The 15,493-nt window shown below is 44.6% G+C and carries 14 protein-coding genes and 1 riboswitch; of the genes, 7 read left to right on the plus strand and 7 right to left on the minus strand.

The window, feature by feature from the left end; all coding sequences use genetic code 11:
* Positions 1–187: 187 nt before the first annotated feature.
* Positions 188–565, plus strand: coding sequence for a winged helix-turn-helix transcriptional regulator (locus SLH55_RS12345; RefSeq protein WP_219166096.1), 378 nt, complete (start codon positions 188–190; stop codon positions 563–565).
* Positions 566–605: 40 nt separating this feature from the next.
* Here the strand turns inward: SLH55_RS12345 and SLH55_RS12350 are convergent, their stop codons facing one another.
* Positions 606–1,496 (minus strand): TIGR01777 family oxidoreductase, encoded by an 891-nt coding sequence (locus SLH55_RS12350; protein WP_219166095.1) that lies wholly within the window; start codon positions 1,494–1,496, stop codon positions 606–608.
* Between the two features lie 344 nt (positions 1,497–1,840).
* Between SLH55_RS12350 and SLH55_RS12355 the strand changes: the two genes are divergently transcribed.
* On the plus strand, positions 1,841–3,484 hold the full coding sequence (locus SLH55_RS12355; RefSeq protein WP_320323547.1) for a M4 family metallopeptidase: 1,644 nt from the start codon (positions 1,841–1,843) through the stop codon (positions 3,482–3,484).
* 157 nt (positions 3,485–3,641) lie between these two features.
* On the plus strand, positions 3,642–4,730 hold the full coding sequence (locus tag SLH55_RS12360) for a diguanylate cyclase (protein WP_320323548.1): 1,089 nt from the start codon (positions 3,642–3,644) through the stop codon (positions 4,728–4,730).
* Between the two features lie 110 nt (positions 4,731–4,840).
* On the opposite strand, the gene SLH55_RS12365 is transcribed toward SLH55_RS12360, so the two are convergent.
* Together SLH55_RS12365 and SLH55_RS12370 are read right to left on the minus strand one after the other, a co-directional pair.
* The gene (locus SLH55_RS12365; protein ID WP_219166091.1) at positions 4,841–5,242 is read right to left on the minus strand and encodes a DoxX family protein; all 402 of its coding nucleotides are present in this window, start codon (positions 5,240–5,242) and stop codon (positions 4,841–4,843) included.
* A 76-nt stretch (positions 5,243–5,318) separates the two neighbouring features.
* On the minus strand, positions 5,319–6,266 hold the full coding sequence (locus SLH55_RS12370; protein ID WP_219166090.1) for an arginine deiminase family protein: 948 nt from the start codon (positions 6,264–6,266) through the stop codon (positions 5,319–5,321).
* A 129-nt stretch (positions 6,267–6,395) separates the two neighbouring features.
* Between SLH55_RS12370 and SLH55_RS12375 the strand changes: the two genes are divergently transcribed.
* Positions 6,396–7,700, plus strand: coding sequence for an amino acid permease (locus tag SLH55_RS12375; protein ID WP_320323549.1), 1,305 nt, complete (start codon positions 6,396–6,398; stop codon positions 7,698–7,700).
* 9 nt (positions 7,701–7,709) lie between these two features.
* On the opposite strand, the gene SLH55_RS12380 is transcribed toward SLH55_RS12375, so the two are convergent.
* Together SLH55_RS12380 and SLH55_RS12385 are read right to left on the minus strand one after the other, a co-directional pair.
* On the minus strand, positions 7,710–8,453 hold the full coding sequence (locus tag SLH55_RS12380) for a YqcI/YcgG family protein (protein WP_219166087.1): 744 nt from the start codon (positions 8,451–8,453) through the stop codon (positions 7,710–7,712).
* Positions 8,454–8,517: 64 nt separating this feature from the next.
* Positions 8,518–9,147 (minus strand): LysE family transporter, encoded by a 630-nt coding sequence (locus SLH55_RS12385; RefSeq protein ID WP_219166086.1) that lies wholly within the window; start codon positions 9,145–9,147, stop codon positions 8,518–8,520.
* A gap of 135 nt (positions 9,148–9,282) precedes the next feature.
* On the opposite strand from SLH55_RS12385, the gene SLH55_RS12390 reads away from it, so the two are divergent.
* Positions 9,283–9,915: a spore coat protein gene (locus SLH55_RS12390; RefSeq protein ID WP_374939749.1), complete on the plus strand. Its 633-nt coding sequence runs from the start codon at positions 9,283–9,285 to the stop codon at positions 9,913–9,915.
* A 646-nt stretch (positions 9,916–10,561) separates the two neighbouring features.
* Entirely contained in the window at positions 10,562–11,056 is a 495-nt protein-coding gene (locus SLH55_RS12395) for a L,D-transpeptidase family protein (protein ID WP_320323550.1), read from the plus strand.
* A gap of 39 nt (positions 11,057–11,095) precedes the next feature.
* On the opposite strand, the gene SLH55_RS12400 is transcribed toward SLH55_RS12395, so the two are convergent.
* Complete coding sequence (locus SLH55_RS12400; RefSeq protein WP_219166082.1) at positions 11,096–12,292, minus strand: aspartate kinase; 1,197 nt, start codon at positions 12,290–12,292, stop codon at positions 11,096–11,098.
* Positions 12,293–12,339: 47 nt separating this feature from the next.
* Positions 12,340–13,587 carry a homoserine dehydrogenase gene (locus SLH55_RS12405; RefSeq protein ID WP_219166081.1) on the minus strand — a complete coding sequence of 416 codons (1,248 nt, stop codon included), beginning with the start codon at positions 13,585–13,587 and terminating at the stop codon, positions 12,340–12,342.
* A gap of 131 nt (positions 13,588–13,718) precedes the next feature.
* A riboswitch (SAM riboswitch) is annotated at positions 13,719–13,829 on the minus strand.
* 257 nt (positions 13,830–14,086) lie between these two features.
* Between SLH55_RS12405 and SLH55_RS12410 the strand changes: the two genes are divergently transcribed.
* Positions 14,087–15,472: a DUF2254 domain-containing protein gene (locus SLH55_RS12410; RefSeq protein WP_219166079.1), complete on the plus strand. Its 1,386-nt coding sequence runs from the start codon at positions 14,087–14,089 to the stop codon at positions 15,470–15,472.
* The last annotated feature ends 21 nt before the right edge of the window (positions 15,473–15,493 follow it).

The raw sequence follows: 15,493 nt of genomic DNA on the forward strand, positions 1-15,493 counted from the left end.
TAGTATCTTGGTTACCGTTTGGAAACCTGGGAGATGCCTTTGTTCGTTGTATAAGAGGGGGTCAGCTGCTGAATATCTTCTCTTTTTCAGCAGCTGAATTTCATCGGGATTTTAACAGCTGAATCAATTTGATTATTCACCTGCTGAATAAAAAATGAACACCAAACAGAAACCAGGAGGTACTCATATGAAACAACTAAACCCGGAATATCAATGCTCCATCGACCTCGTGATTGACGTCATCGGAGGGAAATGGAAGGTCCTCATACTATGGAATTTAAACGAAGGGGTAAAGCGATTTAATGAGTTGAAGCGTTCCTTGCCGAACATCACACAGAAAATGCTTACCCAGCAGCTTCGGGAGCTTGAAGAGCATGGACTCGTCTCAAGGACGGTTTACCAGGAGGTCCCTCCGAAAGTCGAGTACTCGACGACTGAGATGGGAAAGAAGCTTCAGAGCACTTTATTTGAGATGTGTAAATGGGGAGATGAGTATGCGGAGCAAAAAGGAATCGTGATGAACCGCTGCTGGACAACCTATGATTTCATGGAGAATGATCGGTAGATACGAAAAGGACTTGTCGCTGTGACAAGTCCTTTTATCTTCATTTAGCGAGTATTTGTTCAAATGCCTTTTCCAACGTGTCATATCGAAAGACGAATCCTGATTTTTCCAATCTCTCCGGAACGACCCATCTGCTCTTCAAGACCAATTCGGTTTCCGTTTGAATCAGCAGGGAACCTGCTTCGAGCATCCACTTCGGAGTCGGAAGACCGACTTTCCTGTTCATATCGTTTCTTAATTGTGCCATGAATTCCCGATTGGTGACAGGATTTGGAGAAGAACAGTTGAACACCCCGGATAACTCCTTCGAATCCTTCAGAAAAAGGATGACGCGGAACAGGTCTTCTACATGAATCCAGCTGAATTTCTGACTCCCCGGCCCCTGCACTCCCCCAAGGCCAAATTTGACCAGATTTTTATAAGGCGTCATCACTCCGCCATCGGGCCCAAGGACAATGGCGATTCGTAAAGCGGCGAGCCTGGTTTTCGGAAGTGAAAACGAGAAGAATGCCTTCTCCCACTCTTTGGCCACTTCGACAGAAAACCCCGTGCCGATCTCGCCGCCTTCTTCCGTCATGGGCCGGTCTTCTGCATGACGATAGATGGTTGCCGTACTGGAATTGATCCATAAAGGCGGTGGATTCTGACATTGTAAGAGGGCGTTCCCCAAGAGATCCGTTGTTTCGGTCCTGGAGCGAAAAATTTCGGCTTTGTTTTTTTCGTTGTAGCGGCAATCGACTGATTTTCCTGCAAGATTAATGAGCATATCTGCATCACTTAATGACTGAACAATGTCATCGGGACGATCCCACGAAACATGTGGAGACTGTCTTGAAATGATGGTCACGTGATAGCCCTTCTCCTTGAATTTCTTCTGAAGATACCGGCCGATAAAACCGGTTCCCCCCGCAATGACGATTTTATTTTCCACAGTATCAACTCTTTTCACCTAATTAGTTTGTGAATTATTTCACATTAATTATACCAAATCCTGCCACAAACTCAAATAAAAATCTTCCTGATCCTACATGCACAAAAAATAGTGGAATATTCCTAGAAAAATATTTTTCAACGAATGGAATAGATAAAGGTAGAAATTCCCCTCAATTTTGTTTTATATCGACATTTTAGAACACTAAATATTTCAAATTTACTGAAAATTACCATTTTTTTCATTGTCAATCTTCCTATTTTTTACTAGACTACTAATTAGCCGCCGGGGCCAAAAGAAATAGCTATTTCCAAAATCTATGATCAAAAGGGGAAATTGTAATTATGTCGAAAAAGAAATTAGTTAGTTTAGCACTAGGTACTTCTCTTGTATTCAGCGCATCCTTTACAGGTGCGTCCGCATTCGCCCAGTCTTCAGATTCTATTACTTCGAAAATGGAAATTCATCAAAAGGTCATGAACATAGATAAAAAAGGGCCTAGCTTCTTATCTGGGAAACTATCAAAAGGTATTGTAAAGAACGATCAAGATGTGAAAAAGTTCATGAAAGAGAATAAAGAGCTTTTCGCCATCGATCCCCATTCTGAACTGACATTACTGGAAAAAACGACAGACGATCTAGGAATGTCTCATTATCGATTCACTCAATCAGTGGACGGTGTCCCTGTTGATGGAGCCATCTTCATTGTCCATACAAATAAAAAGAATGAAGTGACGGCTACAACGGGTCAACTATACAAAGAAGCTTCTAAAAAAGTAACCAAGACAAAATCAAAAATCAATCAAAAATCAGCTACGGACCTTGCTTGGAAGCATATCGGCCTTTCTAAAGCGGACACGGTGACAGGAACTCAGGAACAGTTTACCATTGATGCCAAGAAAGACAGTCATGTTGAAAGCACGACCGAGAAAAATGATCTTGTGATTCATGAAAAAGATGGACAGTTCACTCTTGCTTATAAGGTACAGCTTCAATTCATCGAGCCTTATGGAGCGAACTGGCAAATCTATGTGGATGCGAAAGATGGATCCATCGTCGAAGCTTTTAATGCTGTAACTGATGCAGCTACGACAGGAAGCGGCTACGGAGTTTTAGATGACTATAAAACTCTTAATACTTATTCTTCGAACGGTACTTATTACTTATATGATGTGACGAAACCAATGAACGGTGTCATTGAGACCTTTACGGCACAAAATGGATCAAGCCTACCAGGATACTATTCCACTGACAGCAATAACTCCTGGACTGCCTATTCTCAAGCGGCTGATGTAGATGCCCATGCTTATGCCGGTAAAGTCTATGATTACTATAAAAACACACATAACCGCAACAGTTTCGACAATAACGGAGCGACCATCCGCTCTACTGTCCATTACGGATCCAACTACAATAACGCGTTCTGGAATGGATCTCAAATGGTTTATGGTGACGGGGACGGATCTACTTTCACTTCCCTATCAGGCGCATTGGATGTCGTTGCCCATGAGCTGACTCATGCCGTGACGGAGCGTACTGCCGGATTACAATATCAATATCAATCAGGTGCACTGAACGAATCATTCTCTGATGTATTCGGCTATTTCTTAGATCCAAGTGATTATTTAATGGGTGAAGATGTTTACACACCAGGTATTTCAGGAGATGCGTTGCGCAGTCTTTCAAACCCTGCCAAGTACGGACAACCTGAACATATGAATAACTATGTGAACACATCTTCTGATAACGGAGGCGTTCATACAAACTCCGGTATCCCTAATAAAGCAGCTTACAACACGATTTCAAGCATCGGTAAAGCGAAAGCAGAAAAGATCTACTACCGTGCGCTGACTGTTTATTTAACACCAACAAGTAATTTCAGTTACGCACGAGCAGCACTTCTTCAATCAGCTGCAGACCTTTACGGAAGCGGAAGCTCTACTTACAATTCCGTGAAAGCTGCATGGGATGCTGTAGGAGTCTATTAATTCCAACGATGATGTGATAAGAAGCCGTCCTTTTGGGCGGCTTTTTCTATTATGGATTTTTAATAGTTAAAAATAGTTAACCTTCCCCCTGTATAACCGATATAATAAATATAGGTATATTGTCACACTTCAACTTTCATTTAAGGGAGGAGTGGTCATGTTAGAACCGTTATTCATTAATGTATGTGTCTTTATTTCTTTTTTATATTTTGCCGGGATTGTGATGCGAAATCCACAGAGATCCCCCCTCCCTTCCCTACTGTTGATGGGTGTATTCTTCGGGATCCTCGGGCTCGTTCTCATGAATTTTACAATTCCACTGAAACATAACAGCATGATGGATTTAAGGCATCTGGCAATCATCACAGTGGCCGTATACATCGGATGGGTTCCGGCACTGATATCAGCATTCATCATTACAGCGGGCAGGCTCCTGATGTTCGGGGTAAGTCCCGAGGCAGTGGTTGCAGGAACAGCGATGTTCTCCATCGGTATTTTATCAGGCTTCATGACCCGCCTTCGGTTCGGAAATCTGTATAAGCTCCAAATGATGAACATCGTAAGCTTGCTCATCGTATTCTTTGCTTTAATTAAAAATATAGGGATTACAGAAACTCTGAAAGTTTTTTCCTATCATTTCTTCACTTCACTTGCGGTCGGCTTTATTGCATACTTTATCGCTGAGCAGATCAAACGATCAAATGAGCAGTATCATCTACTGGAGCAGAGCGCCACGAAAGATTTTCTCACGAGCCTGAACAATGTAAGACAGTTTGATGTTAGTTATAATGAGGCCTTGAAACACGCACATGAAAGAAATGAAAAACTATCCTTACTCCTTATTGATATCGACCACTTCAAGAACGTAAACGATACATTCGGTCATCATGCCGGTGATATGGTTCTGAAGGAACTTGGTAAAGTGTTAAAGCATCACTCCAGGACCTTTGATATTGTTTCAAGGAACGGAGGGGAGGAGTTTAGCATCCTCCTTCTGGATTGTCCCCATAGTCATGGGATGGTCATAGCGGAAAGGATCAGGGCAGCCGTTGAAAGACATTCCTTTTTCATTACGGAGGAACAATCGATCCGCATCACGATATCAATCGGGGTGTCCACTTTCCCGGATACCCTTTCCCAGGACGGAGAGGAAATCTTCGAGCAGGCAGATAAGGCCCTTTATCTTGCGAAACGGACAGGACGAAATAAAGTATGTGATTTCCAGATGGTTCAAGCCATACACTGATAAAGCACAACAAGTTTCAACATCTTTTCCCAGGAAATGATGTAGGGAATTGAATGAAAAAGGAGAAGGGTGTCGACTCCCTTCTCCTTTTTCATTCATCCAACCTTCTATTATAAACTGGTGACCTTCTGACGTTGTTTATTGAGCGCACTCATGACGGACCACTTGTCACTTCCCGTGATTGAAAGCATGACTGACAATGCCAATAGCACTAAAGGAAACTCATATCCTCCGATGAGACCCATTTTAAATTTAACCAGTACAATCGCTCCCAACATGGTCACCGCCAATGCAGCAGCTGATGGAATCACATAGAAACCGATGATTAACATTAATCCACCGACAGCCTCTATGATTGCCGTTGTATAGGCCATGATCGCTGGTAAGCCGATTTGATCGAACATCTCGATGGTTTGCTCCATACCCATTATTTTTTGCATTCCATGTGCGACCATGATGATCCCTAGGACCACCCTTCCAATCAGAAGGGACCATTCTACTCTCTTGTTCATCTTAACCACTCCTCTTTAATCAAGCTAACGCTAAAGTATCCAAAATGGATCACTTCATTGCTTTCATAAAGGGAACTTACTCGCTCCGTTCAAATGGCAAGGTCATACAGCGGATTCCACCACCGCCTTTTTCAAGTTCGTTTACTTCCACCTCAATCAGTTTCTTAGCTTTTAATTTCGGATGATCTTTCAATATTTTCTTATTGGCTTTCGTACTCACCAACAGCGTTTCAGGATCCAGATTTAAAAAATTGATGTCAGCCACCGTATGCTTCACATCACCGGTCCAGAGAACATCAAATCCATGCCGCTTGATATAGTCTTCCATCATCACATACCGTCCACTTTTTTCATTGACGACCTGGACAGGAAAAAGACGCATATAACTTTTGGCAATCAGTAGGTCTGCCCCGGCTACATTACAATTCATATCCAAATGCATCGTTTCACCGGTACGGGGTAAGTCGATGATCCCGATTTCAGTAAATCCAGCTTGAAAGATTTTCCCCTTCATCACCTCTACACTTTCAATGCTGGACCGGAGCCCGGTATTGATGAAAACCGTATCGCGATTCAAAACGAATACATCCCCATTCTCCAGCGCCTTCAACCGGTTATTGTCCTGTATGGAAAAGGTACTCTCATCAAACCACCTCTGAAACAACTCATGACTGTGAACGTATTCCGGAGCTCTCATGGTAATTCCTGCATCACCCGGGATCACGGTGTTCCCATATACACATGCCAGATCTCGTACAAAAACACGATTGATAAGATGGTCATTTAACTGCCTGTCCTCATCCTTAAGATGATTGGCGTAATCGATGACCGTAACACCCGCATCCTCCATTGCACGAATCATCAGTTTATGATTTTCTTTCGCTTTTTCCTGGTTAACCGGTTTCTCCCATCCAACGTAATCCGCCGTGCGTTGATCGGGAACATCCAGTGAAGAAGGCGAGCATACCAACACCGTTTTCAATTCCCCATGTTCATTCCAACAATTCGCATTGATCTTTACCATCAGCAGAACCCCCTCTATTATCAGTCTTTTCTTACTTTCTCCGTTCCCATTAAAATCATTCCGGTCCCATTCACATAATTCATCCGGTGGAATGTCACACTATGGGGGATAAAGGTCAGGTGAAGAGATGTGAGTAAATGTACGAATGAAACGAACCTTTCGTGGAGGCAGCTATCCTTCATCGGGGTAGGCTGTATCATCGGAACGGGATATTTCCTTGGCTCAGCCATCCCGATTCAACGGGCAGGGTCTTCTGTCCTTCTTGCCTATTTAATCGCTGGTATTGGTACATGGATGGTCTTCCAGGCACTTGCCAAACTGACGGCAGAACACCCTGAAAAAGGTTCATTCCGTACCTATGCCAAGAAAGCATACGGATCATGGGCCGGGTTCAGTAACGGCTGGGTGTACTGGTCAGCGGAGATGCTCATTATGGGGAGCCAATTAACCGGCCTAGCACTGTTTGCCCAGTTTTGGTTTCCAGGAGTGCCCCTTTGGATTTTAAGTGCCGGATTTGCGGGTCTTGGTCTGGTGATCATTCTATTGGGAGTGAAGAGAGTCGAGCAGATGGAGAATCTCTTTGGAGTGATGAAGGCGGCTGCGATCGTCATGTTCATCCTCGTAGCGGGTGCCGCCATGTTTGGGTGGCTCGGAAACGAAGCATCTGGCCCTGAGCTTCAGAATCCCATTTCCACCCTACTTCCCATCGAGGGAAAGGGGTTATGGCTTGCCCTACTATTTGCCTTTTATGGATTCGGTGGAATTGAAGTGATGGGTCTGATGGCCAAAGAACTGAAGGATCCAAAGGATGCCCCGAAGTCGGGGAACATCATGCTGATGACGTTAACCTTCCTTTATGTTCTTTCTTTCTATCTTGTTTTGAAGATGGTTCCGGCTGAAGCGATTGATCCGAATGAAAGTCCATTTCTGACAGCCCTGAAACAATATGACCTTCCATGGGTCCCACATGTCTTCAACTCCATTCTGATCATTGCCGGTTTCTCGACGATGGTCGCGTCATTGTACGCTGTGACTACGATGCTTGTCGCCCTCTCTGAGGAAGGGGACGCGCCACGGATTTTCTCGAGGAAAGGGAACTGGAGCATACCACTTCCTGCTTTCGGACTAACAACTTTAGTCGTTGCCATCTCGATTGTGATTGCCATGCTCCTCCCCGAAAGACTATTCGAATACATCACAACAGCTGCAGGACTGATGCTTCTTTATACGTGGATCTTTATCCTTGCCTCCTCCCTCAAACTTTTGAGCAAAACGGCTTGGAATCTGATTCAGACGCTGATCGCCCTTTTCCTTATATTATTCGCCATCAGTGGTACCCTCTTCGATGATGTGAGCCGGATAGGGTTCTTTGTGAGTCTCGGATTCATCCTGCTCATTGCCTGTGCGGCATTTCTCAAAAGAAAAAAGAGTTAAAGGGAGCCTTTAACTCTTGATCTTTTTATGCATATGTGAAAACGGGCATTTACTTATGGAAGTATCCTCATCACGCAGATAATATTGCTTCCATTCATAGTTGTCTTCCTGCCCATACCATTTCAGACTTGGGTGAGGCTCGATATCGTCATATTCCACCAGCCGCTTTCGGATGACTTTCTTTAATTTTTGTCCAAATGCCGTTGAGGAGTTAATTTCATCAAAAACCCATCTGGGCTGGAATGCCAATAGAAAATAAGGAAAATGACGGCTTTTCCTGACATTGTGAGCAGGGGTTGCACAGAAGGCGAAATAAGGTTCTCCATCAAAGCAAAACTCCCACGTATGATCATGGGGATCCTTACCGATGTGATCCGGCCAAGGCTTTTCGTCCATTTGGTGGACACGGTTCAACAGATTCCAAAAAACCTGCTCATATGTTTCAACCGACAGATTTCCCCCTGTCATATCTGAATGACAGAACACTACCAGAGAAGCGTAATTTCCTGTCTCCCTGGAAATCTCACCGTATTGTTTTAAGTAAGATGCCAGTGTTTCCGAAGCTTCCCCACTTCTTGGATCCCCCGTAAAACCGAAACGAAGTGTATTAGATTGAAACCCTTGTTTCCCGGGTACGCAAGGATAAGGATGCTCTTCATCCAACATCATGGCTGAGAAGTGACGGTAAGCGGATTGCTGCCACGGGGTAAGCTCCTCCATATGTTGATCGATCCAGCTCTTTGAACATAACATATAGCCGATCCCTCCTAAGGATTACTCATGTATCCTATTAGGAAGGAACCGTCTGGGTGTCTGTCTAGCCGAATAATAACCTGCAGGCTTCCACGCCGAAATAAATGCCGAAGCCCATCAAAACAATCCCGGAAACAATGGAAATGAAGCGCAGGATCCCCGGACTTACAAGCTTCCTCGCCCCCGTTGCGACACCGGCCATCGTCACATCCCAAATGGTGATACCTAGAAAAATGCCCATACTGTACACTAGGACCTGCCACGATTCGTAAGAGCTTGACGTCTTAGCAAGGATGGAACCATAGATCCCGAGCCAAAACAAAATGCTCATCGGGTTGGATATCGCCATAAAAAATCCTGTACGAAAGGCCTTTCCTTTTGTCTCACTTTTATTTTTTCCAGCAAAAGCCTCAAGGTCTCCGGACTTTAGAAGGCTTTCAATCCCCGTGTATGTCAGAATAAAAAATCCAAATATCCATAAAAAAAGTTTGATGATCGGGATATCGATGAATTGAGCAATCCCAAAATAAATCAGGAGCATAAAGATTCCGTCCGCCACCATCCCCCCAACCCCGACTAGCCAGGCATGGAGGAAACCGAATCGGATCCCCTTGTCCAACTGAGCTGCATTGATCGGACCCATCGGTGCTGAAAGGGATAAACCCAACACAATATAACTAATAAAGATACTCATGTTCGACCACCTTCAAATCGACTTCTTCCCATTGTATTCGGACAAGTCCGGAAGTATTAAATCTATTTCGGAATAAATATAGTCATTCCGGTTATTCTAATCAACGATACTATTTACCATAGGAGGAGAACATCTGTGCAAAATCAACAGCAGCCAATGAACCAACCCGGACCGGGGATGCCACCGAACATGATGAACGCCCAAAGTAAAGATCATGGGGGACATGAGTTGTTCGATGCCCATGAAATCATCGCAGGAATCATCAGCATGCTCGATCAGTATCAAATGTATGATCAGCATATTCAGGACCCTGAGTTAAAAGATATCGTAAAACGGCAGACCGCATTTGTAACGACTATGTATAATTCAATCGTAGGAAGCTTTTCAACGGGGCATGATCCACAAGTGCCGACTCAGCAATACAAAATGAACCAATCCCACACTGCCACTTACGGCATCAAACCTGGTGCTCCTAAAAAGCCCAATCAGTCCGTGAATGACCTTTCAGACAAGGGCTTGTCTGCGTATATGCTCGGACAGACCAAATCATTAGCCACTCTCCTTGCCATGACGGCTCTCGAAATGACAAATCCTGTATTGCGACGGGTTGTAGCGGACAGTGTGCCGAATTTCATTGAAATGAGCTATGAAATTTTCCTTTATCAGAACAAGCATGGATACTATCAGGTCCCTCAACTGAATGACCAGGATATGACCCTCATGCTGCAAAGCTATACGGAAGTTCCACAACAGAACCTTCCTCAATAATACTCACTAACGCCTGCCCCAGAATGCAGGCGTTTTTTATTTTGGCTGTTTTCGTAAACATTGTTGCTTTTAAATGTAGCGAGTGCCGGTTGATTTCCGCTACAGGTGCTCGCTTTCCGCGGGGCTGGCGGTGAGCCTCCTCGGCTACGCCTGCGGGGTCTCACCTGTCCAGCGTTTCCCGCAGGAGTCGAGCACCTTCCGCTCCAATCAACGATCCAGAAGAAGTGTTTTACAAACACAAAGGAAATGTGGGGATTGCTTATGTCACTGCTATTTGATTCGTTTTAGTGAACGATTTTATTTAATAGTACTTTGATCTCCCTTAGCCGATGTTCACGATTTATTTTGCTCTGTCAACACTTACTACGTTAGAGGGTGAAGGGAACTGCGTAGACTCCTACGGAAAACGGGCGTGTCGAGACCCCGGAAGCGGTTTTTGCTGAGGAGGCTCGGCCGAACGTCCGTGGAAAGCGGAGCAGTTCCCTTCACCCTCCATCACCACAACCTAAATGACAGAGCATCGTAAATCTTAGTTTGGATCCGAATAGCAACAATCTTTGCGAAAACATCCTTTATTTTCCGCTTCTCACTAATTTCCTTACTTGCACATAGTATGAAGTGAAAGTGAAACAGGAGGTGACCCCTGTTGATTCATACGATGAAAACAGGAGAAACACTGGGACAAATATCAAGGGACTACAGGACTCCGCTTGCTGCCATCCTTACTGCCAATCCGGGCATCAATCCGGATCAAATTTATCCAGGACAAACGATCACCATTCCCGGTATCCCCGATACTACCGGCAATCCTTATAGAATAGAAGTCTCTGTTAACAGTCGCAGCCTCCGTCTATTCAAAGATGGGGTTGAGATAAAGCAGTATCCCATCGCTGTGGGAAGAGTCCTGTTCGAAACGCCCATCGGGGATTTCATCATCATCAATAAAGCCCCGAATCCAGGGGGGCCATTTGGGACGATGTGGATGAGTTTATCGAAGGAAAGCTATGGAATCCATGGTACAAACAACCCTTCTTCCATCGGGAATGCAGTCTCCAAAGGATGTATAAGGATGTATAACAAAGACGTGGAAGAGCTCTCGAAGATCGTTCCTGTCGGGACGCCTGTGTCCATCAATCCATAAAGGAAAAAAGTGTATAGACAGGACTATACACTTTTCCTTTTATAATATCGCCCTTTTGGATTCAATATAATCCAGACCAAAGTGCATGTGGAGTATCCTTGCTGCTTTTTCAACGTCACCGCGATCGACAAGGGCACTTAGACCAACCGATGATTCCCAGACCGATACTTTCCCGATATGATAATCATGAAAAACATTGGTGACCTTTTCTTTTACTTCCCCGGAAGATTGGATACTTCCAATCACGCATACTTTCGATAGATCTTCCACTATTTCAAAATGAGAATATGCCCCGCTATAGCCGCTGACGATTTTCTTCACTGCATGGACATCCTCATCTTTTATGATCAGTGCCAGGTCTTCTCTATGCTTGATCCTCTCTGTTTCGATATGGTGAGAATCAAGATCATACAGAATCAAGGATTCCCCTCCATCACACCCATGGATGGTAAGGACTGAAATACCTTTCTGGAGCGCCACACCGACTATGCTTCCATTCTTTTGAGCTTTAGCACTGATAACGGAACCCCGCCCCTCCTTTAAACTTGAACGGACGATTAAAGGGACAAGATGTTCCTTTGCGTGCTTAATCGCTCTCGGGTGCAGGACATTGGCTCCCATCGTGGCAAAACGGAGCATGTCATTATACGATAAACCGTCGATTTTAGCAGCCCTTGGGACCACTCTCGGATCTGAGGTATACACCCCGTCCACATCCGTGTAAATGTCACATCGATCCGCTTTTAGTGCGGAAGCAAGGGCGGCTGCGGTTGTATCTGAACCACCCCTTCCAAGCGTAGTGAGCTCACCATCCTCTGTAACTCCTTGGAATCCGGCGACCACGACAATCCGTCCGGCTGATAATTCCTCTTTGATTCTCCCTGTTTCTATGGAAGTGATCTTGGCATTGCCGAACACCGCGTCTGTCCGGATCCCAGCCTGCCTGCCGGTCAGGGATACTGCCTCCACCCCTTTATGCTGGAGGGCCATTGTCAGAAGGGAAATCGTGACCTGCTCCCCTGTTGAAAGGAGCATATCCATTTCCCTTTTCCGGGGAACATCAGACAATTCACCCGCAAGCTTTACAAGGGCGTCCGTCGTTTTATCCATGGCCGATACAACCACCACCACGTCATGCCCTTTCTCCTTTTCCTTCAACGCATAACCTGCTACCCGTTTAATTCGATCCGCAGAACCTACAGAGGTTCCACCAAATTTCTGAACGACGATACTCAAGTGATCCCCCTACTTTCTATCAGATCTGTTGCTTTTTCATAAAACCGTCAGGAAACCGCAATCCCTTCTTTCACTGCATTTTCAAGCGGGATTTCGTCCAGGATGGACACTGCCTGGATCTGTTCCTGTGATGTAAGAACTGATTCTATGTCCTCTTTCCTGCCTTCTACAAAGACATACAGGAAAACACCAAGCTGAATGCGGTCTTTTAGTGTGAACAATGGAATCCACCTTTGATAGTCTTCATTTGCAGGTACACGTAAGACCCATTGGCCTGTGCGATCTTCCAGAACCTCTTCAATGTGTACTGTACTTTCAGGAGAAGCCGTGTATTTTCCTTGAATCAGTGAAAGAAAATCCTCCACCATGGCACTTCCTGTTGGACATTTACCGGCGCCTGGGCCAAGTAGTGTGATTCTTCCTACCAGACTCCCTTTTAATGAAATCGCATTTTCCACATCCTCCACCCCGTAGAAAGGATGGGTGTCATGGACGAGGACTGGCTCGACTTCACCTTTGATCCGGTTGAATCCGTCACGTTCCAATGAACCTACGTGTTTAAACCGCAATCGGAAGGACTCGGCTGCCTGGAGCCATTCTGCCGTCAAGTGTGTAATCCCCTTGCGTTTGATATCCTTCCAATCTGGCTGTCTGCCAAAAGCGGTCTGACTCAAAATCAGCAATTTATAAAAGGCATCATATCCTTCGATGTCGCTCGTCGGATCCGCCTCTGCGTACCCCTTTTCTTGTGACTGCTTTAGAGCGGTTTCAAAAGAAAGACCCTTTTTTCTCATTTGGGACAAAATGAAGTTGGAAGTCCCATTCAATATACCTTGAATGCTTTTGATTTCATTTACCTTCAGGAGCTGGCGGATTGTGCCGATGACCGGGATCCCTCCGGCTGTTGTCGCTTCGAAACCAACAGATACACTGTGGCGTGTTGCTTTCTCCATAAGGTCGGGGCCGAATTTAGCAAACATGGCTTTATTGGCCGTGACGATGTGAATTCCCTTCTCCACCGCTTTCGATAAATACGTGTATCCCGGTTCTTCTCCTACAATCGCTTCAAAAATCACATGAAGATCCGGTATGTCGAGAATATCCTTGAATTCTGTTGTGACCTTAATGGACGGATCTATTTCCCTTTGTTTTACCGGGTCCTTGATTAGAATCGCCCTCACTTTCACCTCTTTACCTAGTGCTTCCTTCAACCTCTCCTGGTGAGTATCAATGGCTTCACATACCCCTTGACCGACAGTTCCAAAGCCCAGTATCGCCACATTTATCGCTGACATCTTTCAGCCTCCTTTTTGTCGTTTGTATCATATCGCTTCTTTCTGAAGATCCACCGGGCATGGTGGAAAGAATGAGGGTATAAAGAAAAGCCCTCTTCTTGTAAGAAGAGGGCTTAGTGTGTATGCTCCTCCCCTTATCTTCCAGATTCACATGGAATCTGTAGGAATTGGCACCTTTACAGACTGATCCTGCAGGTTGCCGGGCTTCATCGGGCCTATCCCTCCGCCGCTCTTGATAAGAGATATAACGTTACGTTTCGACTTGATATTTGAGTATGAATTGGATTATATAGGTGATTCATTCCTCCGTCAATACCATTTTCGGTATTTTTAAAAAATTCTTTCTAATTTGTCAGACAACCTAATTTCACATGGGTTTACTGTGATTTCCTTTGAAACATGCACCCTCTATGAATCTATTTTTGAAATTCAGGTTTTAACCTATACTGGCAGGGAAAACTAACCCATATCCAATTACTAGAAAGGAACCGTTTCAATCATGATTAAAAAAATGCTTCCTCTTTCCATCCGGAAATATTTGCTCATGTCAAAACGACAGCGCATGCATGAAATCCGGCTGACCATATGGTATATGCCTTTTTTATACATATGTCTTGCCGTACTGCTGGTAGCCATCACCCTTTACTTGGATCTCTCATTGGAAATCTCACAGTATACGTTTGATCTATTAAGCATGGATGCCTCCGTCACCAGAATCCTTGTGAGCACCCTCATTGGTGGCGTTCTGACGCTCAGTGCCTTCACGCTTAATTCCCTCTTAGTCGTGTTGACGACGTTCAGTGGACAATTTTCGCCAAGGATGCTCTTGGATTTCATTTCGGACAGGCAGACGCAGCACGCCCTCGGTATATTTAATGGCAGTTTTGTTTATGTCCTCCTTCTCTTTTTGTTTATAGGCAGTTCAAAGAAGGAGATGTTCGTTGCTGCACCCATGATGACGATCGCCCTTGCCTTTTTATCAGCCATCACTTTCATCTTTTTCATTAACCATGCGTCTACATGGATGCAGGTCCATAATATCACGTACAATATGAAACAGGTTTCTGAAGTGATGATCCATCAGACACTGAAGAAAGATTTAGAAGCACATCGCACCACTGAAGATGGGGACATCATGGAGGAAGAGAAAAAGAACATTCTTCATGTGAAGGCTAATCACTCCGGCTATATTCAATTAGTTGATTTCCAGGGAATGATTCAACTCGCACAGAAAGAGAATCTTGTCCTACAGCTTCATTATAAAGTGGGCGATTATGTACTTGCCGGGAATGAAGTTCTGAGCTTATGGGGGCCGGAAACAGAAAATATCTTCACTGATTCATACCTGCAATTCATTGAAATGGGCCATAAAGAGACAGAAATCCAAGACCTGCAGATGGGAATCCATAAACTTGCAGAGGTGGCGATTAAATCCCTGGGGAATGACGATCCCAAAACGGCTTCGAACACAATCGACCAGATGGCCGATCTGATGCTGACAGTGGAGGATCAATTAACCTTCACACCCTATTTGATCGACCAGGAAGACAGAATACGCGTCATCCTTCAATCTGAACCATTTGATTATTATCTGTATCGGGGATTCGGCTATATTCGTCACTATGCCAAAGACAATCATTTAATCATCACGGAAATCGTACGTGCACTGGCTCTTTTAGCAGAATCCATTCAACCTTCGAAGCACAAAGATCTTTGGGCATTCGCCTGCAATACCATCGATCATATCGAAAGAGAGGTCATTTACGAATTAGATAAAACCTTTCTTCTTCAAGAGGTTCATAAGCTTGCACGCCTCACCGGCCACTTCAGGGAATATAAAGAAATCGAAGATAAATTCTATCCGAACGCTAATAAAAACACGTAAAAAGCTTCATTTCTCTCAGAG

This window comes from Rossellomorea sp. YZS02 (assembly GCF_033963925.1).
Taxonomy (GTDB): domain Bacteria; phylum Bacillota; class Bacilli; order Bacillales; family Bacillaceae_B; genus Rossellomorea.

Coding starts and splice junctions, on each gene's coding strand:
- SLH55_RS12365 (WP_219166091.1), bottom strand. CDS start 5,242: ATGAACAAGAGAGTAGAATGGTCCCTTCTGATTGGAAGGGTGGTCCTA.
- SLH55_RS12405 (WP_219166081.1), bottom strand. CDS start 13,587: ATGTCAGCGATAAATGTGGCGATACTGGGCTTTGGAACTGTCGGTCAA.
- SLH55_RS12345 (WP_219166096.1), top strand. CDS start 188: ATGAAACAACTAAACCCGGAATATCAATGCTCCATCGACCTCGTGATT.
- SLH55_RS12410 (WP_219166079.1), top strand. CDS start 14,087: ATGATTAAAAAAATGCTTCCTCTTTCCATCCGGAAATATTTGCTCATG.
- SLH55_RS12360 (WP_320323548.1), top strand. CDS start 3,642: ATGTTAGAACCGTTATTCATTAATGTATGTGTCTTTATTTCTTTTTTA.
- SLH55_RS12370 (WP_219166090.1), bottom strand. CDS start 6,266: ATGGTAAAGATCAATGCGAATTGTTGGAATGAACATGGGGAATTGAAA.
- SLH55_RS12355 (WP_320323547.1), top strand. CDS start 1,841: ATGTCGAAAAAGAAATTAGTTAGTTTAGCACTAGGTACTTCTCTTGTA.
- SLH55_RS12380 (WP_219166087.1), bottom strand. CDS start 8,453: ATGTTATGTTCAAAGAGCTGGATCGATCAACATATGGAGGAGCTTACC.
- SLH55_RS12385 (WP_219166086.1), bottom strand. CDS start 9,147: ATGAGTATCTTTATTAGTTATATTGTGTTGGGTTTATCCCTTTCAGCA.